Source organism: Nocardiopsis sp. FR4, from assembly GCF_009830945.1.
In the GTDB taxonomy this organism is placed as follows: Bacteria; Actinomycetota; Actinomycetes; order Streptosporangiales; family Streptosporangiaceae; genus Nocardiopsis.
Window position 1 is genome coordinate 335,722 of record NZ_VWVV01000004.1, and the last position, 14,339, is coordinate 350,060.

Here is a 14,339-nt window from a genome sequence, read left to right on the forward strand (position 1 = left end):
GGAAAAACCCGCTGTCCCGGGGTTTTCTTCTGTCCGCTTTTGTCCCGGAGGCGTGTGAAGACAGGAAAATGGTTACCAAGACCACAACAGTCCGTAACATTGCGCGTCAGCAATTGACTACAGTTGGTGATTGCAGAAGCACCCTTCGGGGTTCCTGTCCTCTCGTGTCCCCCGCACCTCCCCCTGGTCAGGACGCCCGTCCCCGAGCGCCCACGCACCACCTGCCTGGTCCAACCCGAACGGAGCAACCATGCGCAACGACGCCCAGGGAAGTCCGCCCCAGAGGCCGCCCGTCGAGAGCGTCCCACCCGGCTCCCCCGCCGACCGCAAGGGGGTCCTCTCCGACGTCGGCGCCTCCCTCGTGGTCTTCCTGGTCGCCGTCCCCCTGTCCCTGGGCATCGCCGTCGCCTCCGGCGCCCCGCTCATCGCGGGCATCATCGCCGCCGTCGTCGGCGGAATCGTCGCCGGTCTGGCCGGGGGCTCGGTGGTCCAGGTCAGCGGCCCGACCGCCAGCCTGACCATCATCGTGGCCGACCTGATCATGACCTACGGCTGGCGGGTCACCTGCCTGGTCACCGTCCTGGCCGGGCTGCTCCAGCTCACCCTGGGCGCCTTCCGCATCGCCCGGGCGGCCCTGGCGGTCTCCCCCGCGGTCATGCACGGCATGCTCGCCGGGGTGGGGGTCACCATCGTCCTGGCCCAGCTGCACGTGGTACTGGGCGGGGCACCGCAGAGCTCCGCGCTGGCCAACATCGCCGACCTGCCCCAGCAGATCGCGCACAACCACACCCCGGCGGTGGCGGTCGGCGTCATCACCATCGCGATCATGTTCACCTGGAACAGGCTGCCCTCGCTCGGGCGACTGCGGCCCGCCGTGGTCCCCGCCGCGCTGGTGGCGGTGGGCACCACCACCGCCGTCGCCACCCTGAGCCGGTGGCAGGTGGAGACCGTCTCCCTGCCCGGCTCCCTGGCCGAGGCCTGGAACGGACCGGCCCTGCCCGAGTCCGACCAGTGGCACGGCATCGCCCTGGCCGTGGCCGCCGTGGCCATGGTCGCCAGCGTGGAGTCGCTGCTCGGCGCGATCGCCGTGGACCGCCTGCACAGCGGGCGCCGGGTCAACCTCAACCGGGAACTGTGCGGCCAGGGCGCGGCCAACGTCGTCAGCGGCGCGCTGGGCGGCCTGCCGGTGGCCGGGGTGATCGTGCGCAGCACCACCAACGTGCGCGCCGGGGGGCACACCCGGCGCTCGGCCGTACTCCACGGCGTGTGGATCCTGCTGTTCGTGGCGCTGTTCGCGCACGTGGTCGAGCTGATCCCGATGGCCGCGATGGCCGCGCTGCTGGTGTTCATCGGCGTGCAGATGGTCTCGGTCGCCCGGCTGCGCGACCTGCGCCGCCACCACGAGGCCAGCGTCTACCTGGTGACCCTGCTCGGCGTGGTCTTCCTCGGTCTGCTGGAGGGCGTGTTCACGGGCTTCGCGCTGGCCATGGTCGTGTCACTGCGCAGGCTCACCAAGCTGACCGTGACCACCGAGGAGCGGGCGGACCGCGTGCACATCACCGTGCACGGCTCCCTCACCTTCCTGGGGGTCCCGAGGCTCGCGCACGTGCTGCGCACCGTCCCCGAGGGCGCCCGGGTCGACCTGGACCTGCACGTGGACTTCATGGATCACGCCGCCTTCGAGGCCATCCACGCCTGGAGGGTGGACCACGAGCGGAACGGCGGCAGCGTCGACATCGACGAGGTGCACGAGAAGTGGTACACCCGCAGCTCCACGCGTTCGGCCCCCGCGGCCAAGACCGCGCCCGGCGGCCTGGCGCGCTGGTGGGCGCCCTGGGACATGCGCGGCGACGCCGACGCCCAGGTCAACGCCCTGGGACTGCTGACCGCCGGGACCCGGGAGTACCACGCCAGCACGGCCGACCGGATGCGGTCGCTGATGAGCCGCCTCTCGCACGGCCAGCACCCGACAGCGCTGTTCGTCACCTGCGCCGACTCACGGGTGGTGCCGAACCTGATCACCGCGAGCGGACCCGGGGACCTGTTCACCGTGCGCAACCTGGGCAACCTCGTCCCTCCGCGGGGCACCCCCGGCGACGGTTCGGTGGGGGCCGCCGTGGAGTACGCGGTGACGGTCCTGCGTGTGCCCTCGATCGTGGTGTGCGGCCACTCGCACTGCGGCGCGATGAAGGCCCTGCTGGAGAAGGCCTACCTGGACCAGGACGAGGAGGAGACCTCGCACATGTGCCGCTGGCTCGCCAACGGCGCGGCGAGCCTGGCCCGCGCGGGCGGGGAGTCCGGGGCCCTGGCAGGGCTGCCGGCCGCCGAGGCGCTGCGCCGCCTGGCCCAGGCCAACGTCCAGGAGCAGATCGGCAACCTGCTGGGCTACCCCGTGGTGCGCGAGAGGGTGGAGTCGGGCGAGCTGTCGCTGTCGGGGATGTACTACGACCTGGAGACGGCGAGGGTGCACCTGCTGGACCCCGAGACGGGGGAGTTCACCCCCGTGCGGGACATGGGCGGGCCGGTGCCCCGGCCCAGGGAGGCTCAACTGCTGGACGGGTCGTCCTCGGGCGCGTCGTCACGACCGTCCTGCTGAACCCCCGAGGCCTGGTAGGAGGCGAGCAGGATGATCACCACGATGGCCAGGACCGGCAGACCGAAGAGAGCCACCCAGAAGGCGGTGGAGTCGAACAAGAGTCATCCATTCCCGTGAACGCCGCTGCCCGCCGGGCCGTCGACCCCGGACGTCGGCCCACGGGTGTACGCGCTCCCGGACTCGTCCGGGATGGGGAGCGCAAGGGCCAATCTATCGGGGCCCGAGGTGAGGTGACCATCACCGGCGGGCTGTAGGAATGTGGCCGTGTGCGCCGGGCGCACACGGCCCGCGGCCCGGGACGAGGAGGCCGCCGAGCCCACCCGGGATTCCCGCTCGCCCGCGTCGACCAGGAGTGCGCGGAGCACACGCCCGCGAGGACGGTGATCCCGGACGGGCAGCACGGCGCCGTCTTCGGTACCGGTCCCCACCGGCGCGGGCCCGAGGGGCGCTCCCGCCACACCGGCCAGAGCGCCGACCGGGGAGCGAACACGGCCGGCTCTCCCGCACTGCGGTGCAGGTCGAAGAGGTGGAAGAGGGGGAGTCGGCCGATAAGCCGGATTCCACCACGCCCGTTCCGCTGACCTCGGACGACACCCACAGAAGCCGCGTCACCTGCGACGACAGGTCTCGCGGCTTCTCGCTGTTCCTCGGTGCTCCCCAGCCTCTGAGCAAGCACAGAGCAAACACGGGCAACACCGCTGGCGTAGGTCGTCGTGCAACCCATCGCGGCACCTGGCCTACCTGCACCTGGACACCGAAAACCCGTCTGAGCTGTGGTTTCACAGCTCACGGACTCTCGGTGTTTCTCAGCTCTGCCCATACCCATGTGCACCCGATGTGCGCCGCCACAAGCTGCTGGCCGGAGCGTTTCGATCGAAAGTTAGCTTCCACCATGCCCAGCCCGTTGACCTCAACTGACGTTCCTCGCAAGTATGCCGCCTGCGATGACAGGTCTCGCGGCTTCTTGGTGTCCCCGGCCTCCGAGCAAGCGCATGTGTCACTGGCCAGCGATACGATCCAAAACCATCACCACAAGCAAGGAAAAGTAATGCCCAAGAAGACAAAAAAGAACCAAAGCAAGAAGCAAAAGATAAACAACAGCGGAAAAAAGGCAATAATTTGGCATGAAATGACAATCGAGGAAGACTTCACCAAGGCCGCGAGTCGCATCTTTCGAATGCTCAAAAATTGCCAAGATAGATTTCCCAACAAAAAGCGAGCGCTATATATCGACGTCCAGGGCCACAGGAACAGCGAAGGGGGGTTCGATCATGACGCCTTCGAGTTGATCCACTATTTTGCCCTTGAGAAAATGGCACAGTATCTGACAGAAGTAAGGACTCCTCTGATTCACATCATCACCAATAAACCACAACTACCCCTACCCGAAGAGCTCATCATAACCGATGAGAAAAATGAGTACTCATTTGACTTCCAAGAGCTTAAAAATCGACCACGGGAAGACTCACCAGATAAAAGGAAGACCTATCCAACCACGCAAGCAATCATGGCTTACCTTGGAATGAAGGAGTTTCGCTGCCTGATCTGCTGGACCAGCGAATCAGTTGAACGAGCACACGCGGTACCGCGATCCCTAGGCGGATCAAACGATGTGCGAAATTTCGCACCACTGTGCACTGACCACCACAAAGCTTCGCCCGATGTTGCCGACTCCGAGGCGTTCTGGTCCTGGATAGACCACGAACGAAATAAATACTCAGATAATCGCCAAAAAGCAATCATGGAAATTTTCAACCCAAAAGAAGCGAGTCCAGGGAGTCAGAAAATTGACGATGGTTCAGACAACTTCTTTCGATTGGTCAAGGCAGAGCTCATAAGTCTCTACAACTGGAAAGAGGAGGACTTCTCCGCCGCACCTTGGGAGCTAATGGAACAATACCAAACGGTACTAAAGGAAGCAACTGGGAAACACTTTGCGATCGACAAAAAGGTTTCAACTCATGCGTGGGCTTTCAATGTTGCAAAACAAAGGATAGAAAAAGAGTGAGATGGCTCGAAAAATTCAAGCCAGCGCTCCAACCAAAGGAAAAACTTCTCTTTTTTATAAATTAACCATTCTTTCTCTATCTTATCTGCTTTCTGCTCTCTTCTGAGGCCCTGCTTCCTGGTGTCCTGCGCCCGTCACCCGCTGCCCTGGTCTGGTTCTCTGGAGCATGCTCGCCCCGGCCTTCCCGCTTGTCGGTCCAGTCCACCCCTTGGTCTCTGGACTTTTGCCGCCCTTGGTTCGCCCTCCTGAGACGAACGCTGTGCCCGATCTCCTTGGGCACGGCGGGGCGCGCGAGGACGCGCCGCGCGGGACGCAGGCGAGCGCGGACGCGGCGCGCCTACCGCCGGACACCCGTCAGGGTGTCCAGCAACCGCGCTTGCGCACTCTTGGTTGCTCGGTACATCAAAACACTCGCATTGATCCGCCGGAGAGAATCCCCGGTGGCTCATGCTCCGCGACACCCGCGTCCCCAACGCCCCGGTCCTGCGTCCGTTCCCTGAAACACCCCCGCCGGCCCGCGTGTTCGCCCCGCGTCCGCTCCATCACCCTCGGCCCGGCCTGCCTCATTCGCTTTGCGCTTCGACCCGCCCAGGTCGAATCAGCAAAAGAACCAGGCCCCTACTACTTCATACCCCTCCCCTTCCGTTACCCTCCCGGGGAGGCGTGTAGCGCCGCAGGCGCTACGCGCCTCCCCGGTCCCTCTTCCCGTCACCCTTCATCCACGCCCCGCGCGACCGCGCCGCCCAGGGGCCACAAGGTGGAGCGCCCCACTGTCCGAACGACCTTGTGGCCCCTGGGTGGTGTGGTAGGTCTCTGACTGGATGAAGGGTGACGGGAAGAGGGACCTATCACCACAGACCACCGCAGCGGTTCAGGCTGTCCCCCGCTTCCTGGATCCCTGATTCCCCGCCGGAGGCATGTCTTCACGGAAGCAACCGCGGAGTGGTGACCGCCAGCAACGCGCTCAGCCGTTCGCCCTCCTGACTGCGTCCCGCACCTGGCCCGCTCAGCTCAGCCGCAGGCTGCCCCGCACCGCAGGTGCGGGCTTGAAGACGTAAGGAAACTTCTCATCACCCGGCTCCGGGCATGAAGAAACCCGGAAGACTCTAAGATCTTCCGGGCTACTCCCTGACTCACACCAGGTTCGTGCCATCGTGGCACCGGATGAATGGGCCGTCATCCCGCAAAGCGTCCAAGACACGGATCAGCCTCGCTTCCGGCATCCGTTCACGCGCCTCCTCGACGCTGACCCACCGGACTGCTTTCGCCTCATCCGACGGTCGCGGTTCTCCGGATTCGACCGTGCACGCGATGGCCATACTCACCACGCCGAGTGGCATGTTCTTGTAGACCCCGACCAGGCGTCCCGGCTTGACCTTCACACCGGTCTCTTCGAAGACTTCGCGGACAACTCCATCCCTGGGGTCTTCGTGTAGCTCCAGAACTCCGCCGGGTGGAACCCATCGGCCATCGTCGTCGCGCTCGATCGCTAGGACCTGGCCGTCATCGTTGAACACCACACCCGTGACACTGACGGAGTGCTTTGGGATCTCAGCCATCCTGACCCTCTTCCCACTCGTACACGAGGGACCAGGCGTAGGCGTCCAGGACGTTCACTGTCACATCGACGTTCGTGCCCTTCGCATCGATGCCTGTTCGGGTCACCACGATGACCGGAAGCCCTCCGTCGATTCCGAGGAAGTCCACCTCTTCTTGAAGGGGTCGGCGGATGGTGATCTCCTCAGTGAATCTGACCGGCCTGTGTCCTCGCTCTCCGAGACGCCGGTACATCTCCGTGGGGCCCGCATCGGGGAAAGCGATGTCGATGCTTCCCGCGACGGCCATCGGGATGTGAGAGGTCGCCAGTTGGACCGGACGGCCGGAAGCGCTCATGTGACGCTGACGAACCAAAACCTCCGCATCGGCGGGCAACCCAAGATGGTCTGCGATCTCGGGGGAAGCTTTCTCCACCTCGCACTTCACCAGGCGTGCGCTCGACTCAAGTCCGAGCCTCTCCATCTCCTGGGCGAAGGTGCTGCCGGTGCTCTTGCCCCGGTCGAACGGGATGCGCCTGACACGCTGTGCCCTCTGCCGGGAGCTGACGAACGTGCCCTTCCCCTGGCGGCCGTAGATGTCGCCTGAAGTCTTGAGTGCCTGGATCGCGTTCTTGATGACGGTTGACGAGACCCCGTACTCCTCAGCGATCTCCGCGAAGGAGGGCAGCTTGTCTCCGGGCTTCAGGTCTCCACGCTGGATCTTCGCGCGGATGTCATCCACGATCCGCCGGTAGAAGACCTCGTCCTCTGCGAACTTCATCTATCCCTCCTTGACCTGCGAGCTTAGTGCACTTAGATCTCCAAGCGATGTGCGGCCTGCCTCGATCTTCTTGCCTTCCACTCCAACTTGGTGTACAAAGTACTCACAACTTAGAACACCAAGTGCACCAAGGAGATTCCTGATGCGAAGCATCCCCGTTGACACGTCCCGGATGGTCTTCATCGCGGCTGGTTCCCCGCGCCCCAAGGTCAAGGACCGCCAGACCGGCGAGATCAAGTACAACGCCGACGGCTCCCCGATGTGGCAGCTCCAGGTCTTGGCGCAGGTGGAGGACAACGACGCCGAGACCCTGCTGATCAGCTTCCCGGCCGCGCACGCGATCACCGCTCGCCTGGGCACCCCGCTGAACGTGCAGGACCTGACGGCGATCCCGTGGGAGACCAACGGCCGTCACGGCGTGGCTTTCGCCGCCGCCTCGATCGCGCCCATGGACCCGCGCAAGAGCGTTGAGTGATGCCTGCCTGCTCGGTGTGTGCGGGCACCGGGGAGGTCCGGCACATGCCCGGCTTCCGCCTCACCCTGTGCCCCACCTGCCATGGCAAAGGCGAAACCTCCTGAGAGGAGAAGGTTGATGTTCCCCGAGATTCTGTGGGCGGTCCCTCCGGCCGCCGCTGCGGTGCCGCTCTCGGCCGCCGCCTGGCACCACTGGTCGCCTACCACCTGGTCCTACGGTCCCGGCCTGGTCGGTTCCGCTCTGCGCGTGCACCTGACGTGGGAGGACGTAGCCCAGGGCTGCGGGCTCTCCTACACCCGCCGTAAGACCCAGGTCAAGGGCGGGGTGCGCCGGGTGAGCGTGCAGAAGAAGCCCAGGCTGCGCCGGTTCCGCCCGACCCCCTACGGGTTCCGGGTCCGTGCCCGCCTGCACGACGGCCAGACCCCGGAGGACTACCAGGAAGCGCTGACCCGGCTGGCGCACGCCTGGCGGGTGGACGCGGTCCGCATCCGCACTTCCGGGCCCGGGTGGGTGGAACTGGTGGCCTCGCGCCGCGACCCGCTGAGCACCGTCACCAACGCCGCGCCGCTGGCCCCGGACTGGGAGCTGCTCAAGGTCCGCATGGGCACCCTGGAAACCGGCGACCCGTGGATCATCGACTTCCGGGCGGTGCCGCACTGGCTGATCATGGGCGCCACCCAGTCGGGCAAGTCCACCGACATCAACGCCCTGGTCTACCAACTGGCGCCCCAACCCGTGGCGCTGGCCGGGCTGGATCTCAAGGGCGGTGTGGAACTGACCCCCTACGCCCGGCGGATGTCGAAGCTGGCCACGACCCGCACGGAGTGCGTGGTGCTGCTCGATGACCTGATGGCCATGCTCAACGACCGGATGACCCTGTGCCGTGAGGCGGGGGTGCGCAACATCTGGCAGTTGCCCGAAACCGACCGGCCCATGCCGGTGGTCACCGTGGTCGATGAGGTCGCGGAACTGTACCTGATGACGGACAAGTCCGAGAAGGACGAGATCGCGCGCACGTCCACGCTGCTGTTGCGCAACGCCCAACTGGGCCGCGCCTTCGGGCTGCACCTGGTGATCGCAGGACAGCGGGTCGGCTCCGACCTGGGTCCGGGTGTGACCGCGCTGCGCTCGCAGATCACCGGGCGGATCTGCCACCGGGTCAACGACGGCGAGACGGCCAAGATGGCGCTCGGTGACCTGGCCCCGGACTCACTGTCGGCCGCGATGAGGATCCCCGCCGAGATGCCCGGGGTGGCCGTGACCGTGGGAGCGGACGGGCGCTGGTACCGGGGCCGCTCTGACCTGACCACGGAGGAGATGGCCGAACAGGCCTCGGCCGAATACGCGCACATGGCCCCGGACTGGGACCTGTTGGTCTCGGGCCGGACCAAGGAGAAGGAAACCGTTCCGGCCGACGCCGTCGACTGGGACCGACTGGAAGAGGAGATGTCCTGATGACCTGCGAGTTCTGTTCCAACACCGCGACCACGCGCGCTATCTCGGGCGGGCAGTCGTCCTGGGTGTGCAACACCCACTACGCGGACATGGAAGCCAACTTCGACGGGGACCTGCGCGGGTTCCGCAACTGGGTGTGATCGGCCATGGCGCTCTCCTACTGGTGCACGCGGTGCTGCAAGAACGCCTACACCAAGACCACGACCACCGACGAGTGGGTGTGTGAAGCCCACTATCGCGAGATCGACGGATAGCCCATGACCTGCCAGATGTGCGGCACGGGCGGCGCCTACCGGGTCAAGAACGCGGTCGGTGTGACCTACACGGTCTGCAAGCGGTGTGACTGGCTGTACTTCGACTACGACTGGGGTGAGACATGAAGCGCGCACTGTCCGTGTCGGCGGACTGGGGTCCGATCCTGGTACTGGCCGGGATCGCCGCTGCGGGCTCCTTCACCCACATCCGCGACCTGGCCGAGAAGTCGGGACAGCACGGGTGGATGGCCTGGGCTATCGCGGTCTCCATCGACCTGACCTGCGTGATGGCGGCCCGGGAGCGTCAGCGTGATGCCGACCGTGGTACCTCGGCAGGCTTGACGTGGCCGACCGTGGTCCTGGTCGGGGCGGTGGTGCTGACCCTGGCGGCGAATCTGGCCACGGCTCAGCCCACGGTGTGGGGCTGGATCATGGCCGCGACTCCGGCCGCCGCGTTCCTGGTGGCGGTGTCCATGTTGGAACGCCGCGCCGCTCACCGCGCTCCCACCGAGGAACCGGCCCCGGCCACTGAGGCTGAGGCTGGGGAAGGGCGTGAGGAGTACAGGGTCACCGAGGTGCGCTGGCAACACACCGAAACCGCCCCGCCCTCCGCCCCGACGCCTGAGCCTGCGCCTGCTCCGGTGGCCGCGCCTGCACCACCGGCCCCGGTCGCCGTGGAACAGGGTCACCCGTTGGCCTCCTACGCCGCTCAGCTCGCCCAGGACTACCGGGTCACCCATGGCCGTGAGATCACCGTGACCGCGTTGCGCTCCCGGCTGGGGGTCTCCGAAACGGTGGCCGCGACCCTGCGTGACCAGATCACCAGCTGACAGAGAGGAGGTGATCGCTCGATGCAGTGCCCCACCTGCGCGGGAACCAAGGTAAGCCGCACCGGCACATGCAGGTCCTGTAAGGGAACCGGATCCCTCTGAGAGGAGAACGACGTGAACACCAAGACCGTGAAGTGCCTGGACTGCTCCGGCACCGGCCGCGTGCTCGCTCAAAAGTTCGGGCTGTTGGTGCGCAAGTACCACGCCTGCCCCACCTGCAAGGGCACCGGGACGGTGAAGCTGTGAAGGACTGCTCGCACTGCCAGGGGACTGGACAGGTCGTCGAAGACGTGCCCATGCGACGCAAGGACCTGCCCGGACAGCAAGCCTGGTGCCTGTCCTGCCTGGGCACCGGCAAGACCACTGCACACGAGAACTGACCTGAGAAAGGACGAACATCATGGCAACCAAGTACGAGACCTGCAACATCTGCAACGGCACGGGCCGGGTCGTGGTCGAGAAGCTGGGGATCCTGGGAGGGCGCCGGTACGGGACCTGCGGCAAGTGCGACGGCTCCGGCAAGACCGTCCGGTACACCCGCTGAACCCGCGATGACTGTGCCTGACAGCTGTCTGTGTTCGACCTGCTACGGCCACGGCGTCACCAGCGAGGGTGACACCTGCTCCGACTGCTCGGGCTACGGCCACACCTCGACCTGACCGGACGGAACGGCACTGCTTCCACACACCCGCCGAACCGTCACCTGCTTCGCCTGACCAACCAACCCAACACGCGACACGAGAACGAAGGAGACACGCCGTGAACTGCTGGGAGAAGCCCACGAAGGGCGATGACGAGACCACCAAGCTGACCGTGGGGAAGCCGACCCGATGAGGCGCACCGAGACCTGCCGCCACTGCGGCTCGCCGGTCAGCTACAGCGGCCCGATCGACACCGCCCCGCAGCGGTGCTTCCACTGCCCCAAGTCGGCCTAGACAGCAAAGCGCCGGGGTGCGGCGCTGCTTCCACACACCCGCCGCACCCCGGTTCACCTACCCAACGAACCCAACACGCGAATGCAAGGAACGAAAGGGGCCCGACCAGCCTATGACATCCAACGCCTTCCCCACGGTGTTCGCCGCGATGACGGCCGCGCACCACGCGGGTGACTACCTCCTCCAGAACGACCACCAGGCCCAGCACAAGACTGAGTCCTGGACAGCGAACCAGGCGCACGTGGCCAGCTACCACCTGGCCCAGCTCGCCGCTGTCGGCCTGGCCTCCCGCGTCCTGGGGCTGCGGCTCTCCCCCGTCCGGCTGGCCGCCGGGGTGGCCGTGTCCTGGGTGACGCACTCGGTGATCGACCGCCGTTGGCCGGTGCGCTGGTGGATGACCCACACCGGCTCCAAGGGCTTCTACGCCAACGGCGGTGCCCCGCACGCAGACCAGGCCATGCACCACGCCGCCCTGTTCGTGGCCGCACTCGTGGCCACCTCCGGGGGCGAACCGTCGTGAACCGCCCGCTCTGTCAGAGCAGCAACGTCAGGGATCACAGCCGCAACGGCGAACACCTGGGCTCCTCGTGTGGGGACTGCTCGAACACCTGGTAACCCCCGACCTCTGACCGCTTCTCGGCCCTGGTGACGGTGCTGCTTCCACAACACCCGCCGCACCAGGGCCTCACCTATCCACGAAAGGCCCTGCTTCGTCATGTCCGAACCCGAACACATCGGCGGACTCCTCGGCCCCGCCCTGGCCCGGATCACCGCCATGGACGAGAACCACCTGGACCGGTGGATCACCCGTGCCCGCGCTCTGCGCGGTTGCTCCTGCCCGGTCCGCCTGACCGGCGAGACCACCCGACTGGACCCTGAGACGGGCGAGGTGTTCTCGCACTACTCCACTGCCACGGAACCGGCCAACGAACTGCTGATGCGGTGCAAGAACCGTCGCGCCTCCCGGTGTCCCTCCTGCTCGGAGGAATACCGCGCTGACACCTACCACCTGGTCAAGGCTGGGATCGTCGGCGGGGACAAGGGCGTGCCTTCCTCGGTGAGGGTGCATCCGCGGGCGTTCATCACCTTGACCGCTCCCTCCTTCGGTCCGGTCCACCGTGGCCCGGGGAAGGACGGCCGTACTCGGGTCTGCCACCCGCGCCGGAGCGGTGCGGCTTGCTTCAAGCACCACCGCGCGGAAGACCCCCTCATCGGCCAACCCCTGGACCCGGCCGCCTACGACTACGTGGGACACGTGCTCTGGCACGCTCACACCGGGGAGTTGTGGCGGCGCTTCACCCTGTACCTGCGCAACCACCTGGCCTCGGCCGCCGGCCTCTCGCGCACGGAGTTCTCCAAGCGAGTGCGCGTCTCCTACGCCAAGGTCGCTGAGTTCCAATCCCGGGGCGCGGTGCACTTCCACGCGGTGATCCGCCTGGACGGCTACACCAAGGACCCCGGCGCGTGGCCGCCGCCCCCGGTGTGGGCCAGCATGGACATGCTCACCGCCGCCGTGGATTCGGCCGCTCGGGCGGTCTCGCTCACCTCTCCGGAGGTCAACGGCCGCACCTGGGAACTGGCCTGGGGCGAGCAGGTGGACGTGCGCCCCATCGAGAGCTTCGGTCCCGATCGGGCGCTCACCGACACGGCCGTGGCCGGGTACATCGCCAAGTACGCCACCAAGGCTGCTGAGGACACCGGCACCCTGGACCGGCGTATTCACGACATCGACCACGTGGACATGACCCAGGTCCGGCCCCACGCGGGCAGGCTCATCTACACCTGCTGGCGGCTGGGGAACGCCCGCCTGTACCCCCAACTTGAAGGGCTCAAGCTGCGTCAGTGGGCGCACATGCTCGGGTTCCGGGGCCACTTCTCGACCAAGTCGCGTCGCTACTCCACGACCCTGGGCAAGCTGCGTCAGGTGCGTGCCGACTACGCGGCCGGACGCCCCTGGGACACCGAGACCTTCACCCCGCTCGTGGTCCAGGACGAAGAGACCACGCTGACCCTGACCAACTGGCACTACCTCGGACAGGGGCTCTCCCCCGGCGAGTGGGCGTTGGCGTCCATGGTGGCCGGGATAGGCCGTACCACCGAGGATGCGGAGGTGTCCCGGTGAAGACCCTGGAACGCCTGTGGACCCTGGAAGAGACGGCCGCCTACCTCGGTGTCCCGGTCAAGACCCTGTACCAGTGGCGCTACCTGCGCACCGGCCCGCCCTCGCACCGGGTCGGCCGTCACGTCCGCTACGAACCGACCGAGGTCCGCGCCTGGGTCCTGGAACAGGACTGAGGGCCGCTCATGGGACACGTACAAGACCTGTGGAAGACCCGGGCAGGCGGTAAGACCGCCCGTTACGGCAAGGGCAAGCGGTATCTCGCCGTGTGGCGGGATCCCGGCGGCGAACGGGCTACCCAGCTCTTCCGGCGCAAGGTGGATGCCGAGAAGCACGTCTCCGTCATGGAGACTGACCGGCTCCGGGGCGTCTACGTCGATCCCCGCGCGGGTCGGGTGACGGTTCGCGAGTACGCGGAGACCCGTTGGCTCCCTCAGCTCGTCCACGTGGCGGACGGGACCAAGGAGACCTATGAGCGCCATCTCCGGCACCGGGTCTATCCGGCGTTCGGTGGACGTGAGATCGGTAGTGTGACGCGCGCTGACACCAAGTCCTTCGTGGCCCGGTTGGCGGGTGATCCGGGGCTGTCGGCGAGTACGGTGCACACGGCGTTCGCGACGCTGCGGATCCTCATGCAGGCCGCCGTGGATGACGAGATCATCACCGCCAACCCGTGCTCGCGCGTCAAGCTGCCCAGGCTCGGTGACCGGGTGGTCGACCCGCTTCCTGCGGATGCGGTCCTCGCCCTGGCGGACGAGATCAGCCCGCGCTACCGGGTGGCGGTCTTCCTCGGTGCCGGTGCTGGCCTGCGACGCGGTGAGGCTCTCGGGCTCGCCGTTCCCCGGATCGACTTCACCAGGCGCCATGTGGACGTGCGGGTCCAGGCGCAGAAGGGCAAGCTCGTGGAGCTCAAGACCAAGTACTCCCGGCGGATCGTGCCCGTTGACGACCTGGTGTTGGAAGAGGTCCGGCGGCACATGGAGCTCTACGAACCGGCTCCGGGACAGGTGCTGATCAGCAACACGTGGAAGGCCGTGGCCAAGCCTTCGGCGTTCAACTCGGCCTGGTCCAACGCGGTGGCCAAGACGGGATTGCCCAAGGGCACCCGCTTCCACGACCTGAGGCACTTCTACGCCTCGGCGCTCATCGCGGCCGGGGTGAACCCGAAGGCCATTCAGCACCGAATGGGGCACGCCTCGATCACCGAGACCTTCGACACCTACGGGCACCTGTTCCCCGACCATGAGGAGCTGGGACGCGGGGCGATAGACCTGCTCCTGCGCTCCGGCTGATCCGCCGGAGCAAACAAGGAGCAAACGCGGCCGACTCTCGCTCGCCGCGCACCTGGTCA

The 14,339-nt window shown here is 66.5% G+C and carries 17 protein-coding genes; 14 read left to right on the top strand and 3 right to left on the bottom strand.

Annotation, left to right across the window (positions count from 1 at the left end; genetic code table 11):
• Window positions 1-250 precede the first annotated feature (250 nt).
• On the top strand, window positions 251-2,596 hold the full coding sequence (locus tag FYW95_RS07835) for a SulP family inorganic anion transporter (protein WP_159943765.1): 2,346 nt from the start codon (window positions 251-253) through the stop codon (window positions 2,594-2,596).
• Here the strand turns inward: FYW95_RS07835 and FYW95_RS27620 are convergent.
• Window positions 2,545-2,694 carry a hypothetical protein gene (locus FYW95_RS27620; protein ID WP_201294751.1) on the bottom strand — a complete coding sequence of 50 codons (150 nt, stop codon included), beginning with the start codon at window positions 2,692-2,694 and terminating at the stop codon, window positions 2,545-2,547. The two genes, FYW95_RS07835 and FYW95_RS27620, sit on opposite strands and share 52 nt — an antisense overlap.
• A 413-nt stretch (window positions 2,695-3,107) precedes the next feature.
• Between FYW95_RS27620 and FYW95_RS27625 the strand changes: the two genes are divergently transcribed.
• Window positions 3,108-4,604, top strand: coding sequence for an HNH endonuclease (locus FYW95_RS27625; RefSeq protein ID WP_201294752.1), 1,497 nt, complete (start codon window positions 3,108-3,110; stop codon window positions 4,602-4,604).
• A gap of 1,133 nt (window positions 4,605-5,737) precedes the next feature.
• On the opposite strand, the gene FYW95_RS07845 is transcribed toward FYW95_RS27625, so the two are convergent.
• Both FYW95_RS07845 and FYW95_RS07850 read right to left on the bottom strand, forming a co-directional pair.
• Window positions 5,738-6,163: an NUDIX hydrolase gene (locus FYW95_RS07845; RefSeq protein WP_160050210.1), complete on the bottom strand. Its 426-nt coding sequence runs from the start codon at window positions 6,161-6,163 to the stop codon at window positions 5,738-5,740.
• Window positions 6,156-6,920: a GntR family transcriptional regulator gene (locus FYW95_RS07850; RefSeq protein ID WP_160050211.1), complete on the bottom strand. Its 765-nt coding sequence runs from the start codon at window positions 6,918-6,920 to the stop codon at window positions 6,156-6,158. The genes FYW95_RS07845 and FYW95_RS07850 overlap by 8 nt, the downstream gene beginning before the upstream one ends.
• Window positions 6,921-7,062: 142 nt before the next feature.
• On the opposite strand from FYW95_RS07850, the gene FYW95_RS07855 reads away from it, so the two are divergent.
• The 12 genes from FYW95_RS07855 to FYW95_RS07905 all read left to right on the top strand — a co-directional run bounded on the left by FYW95_RS07855 (window position 7,063) and on the right by FYW95_RS07905 (window position 14,280).
• Entirely contained in the window at window positions 7,063-7,395 is a 333-nt protein-coding gene (locus tag FYW95_RS07855) for an SCO3933 family regulatory protein (RefSeq protein WP_160050212.1), read from the top strand.
• 117 nt (window positions 7,396-7,512) lie between these two features.
• On the top strand, window positions 7,513-8,850 hold the full coding sequence (locus FYW95_RS07860) for an FtsK/SpoIIIE domain-containing protein (protein WP_160050213.1): 1,338 nt from the start codon (window positions 7,513-7,515) through the stop codon (window positions 8,848-8,850).
• Window positions 8,850-8,990, top strand: a complete 141-nt coding sequence (locus FYW95_RS07865) for a hypothetical protein (protein ID WP_160050214.1) — start codon at window positions 8,850-8,852, stop codon at window positions 8,988-8,990. The genes FYW95_RS07860 and FYW95_RS07865 overlap by 1 nt, the downstream gene beginning before the upstream one ends.
• A 117-nt stretch (window positions 8,991-9,107) precedes the next feature.
• A complete protein-coding gene (locus tag FYW95_RS28605; RefSeq protein ID WP_255495271.1) occupies window positions 9,108-9,230 on the top strand; it encodes a hypothetical protein in 123 nt (40 codons plus the stop codon).
• Entirely contained in the window at window positions 9,227-9,934 is a 708-nt protein-coding gene (locus FYW95_RS07870) for a DUF2637 domain-containing protein (RefSeq protein WP_160050215.1), read from the top strand. The genes FYW95_RS28605 and FYW95_RS07870 overlap by 4 nt, the downstream gene beginning before the upstream one ends.
• A gap of 114 nt (window positions 9,935-10,048) precedes the next feature.
• Window positions 10,049-10,180 (top strand): molecular chaperone DnaJ, encoded by a 132-nt coding sequence (locus tag FYW95_RS07875; RefSeq protein ID WP_160050216.1) that lies wholly within the window; start codon window positions 10,049-10,051, stop codon window positions 10,178-10,180.
• Entirely contained in the window at window positions 10,177-10,314 is a 138-nt protein-coding gene (locus FYW95_RS07880; RefSeq protein ID WP_160050217.1) for a hypothetical protein, read from the top strand. The genes FYW95_RS07875 and FYW95_RS07880 overlap by 4 nt, the downstream gene beginning before the upstream one ends.
• A gap of 20 nt (window positions 10,315-10,334) precedes the next feature.
• Window positions 10,335-10,478 carry a molecular chaperone DnaJ gene (locus FYW95_RS07885; RefSeq protein WP_160050218.1) on the top strand — a complete coding sequence of 48 codons (144 nt, stop codon included), beginning with the start codon at window positions 10,335-10,337 and terminating at the stop codon, window positions 10,476-10,478.
• Between the two features lie 503 nt (window positions 10,479-10,981).
• Window positions 10,982-11,389, top strand: a complete 408-nt coding sequence (locus FYW95_RS07890) for a DUF3307 domain-containing protein (RefSeq protein WP_160050219.1) — start codon at window positions 10,982-10,984, stop codon at window positions 11,387-11,389.
• Between the two features lie 195 nt (window positions 11,390-11,584).
• Window positions 11,585-12,991 (top strand): replication initiator, encoded by a 1,407-nt coding sequence (locus tag FYW95_RS07895; RefSeq protein WP_160050220.1) that lies wholly within the window; start codon window positions 11,585-11,587, stop codon window positions 12,989-12,991.
• Window positions 12,988-13,164, top strand: coding sequence for a helix-turn-helix transcriptional regulator (locus tag FYW95_RS07900; RefSeq protein ID WP_160050221.1), 177 nt, complete (start codon window positions 12,988-12,990; stop codon window positions 13,162-13,164). The genes FYW95_RS07895 and FYW95_RS07900 overlap by 4 nt, the downstream gene beginning before the upstream one ends.
• Before the next feature lie 9 nt (window positions 13,165-13,173).
• Window positions 13,174-14,280 (top strand): tyrosine-type recombinase/integrase, encoded by a 1,107-nt coding sequence (locus FYW95_RS07905; RefSeq protein ID WP_160050222.1) that lies wholly within the window; start codon window positions 13,174-13,176, stop codon window positions 14,278-14,280.
• Window positions 14,281-14,339 lie beyond the last annotated feature (59 nt).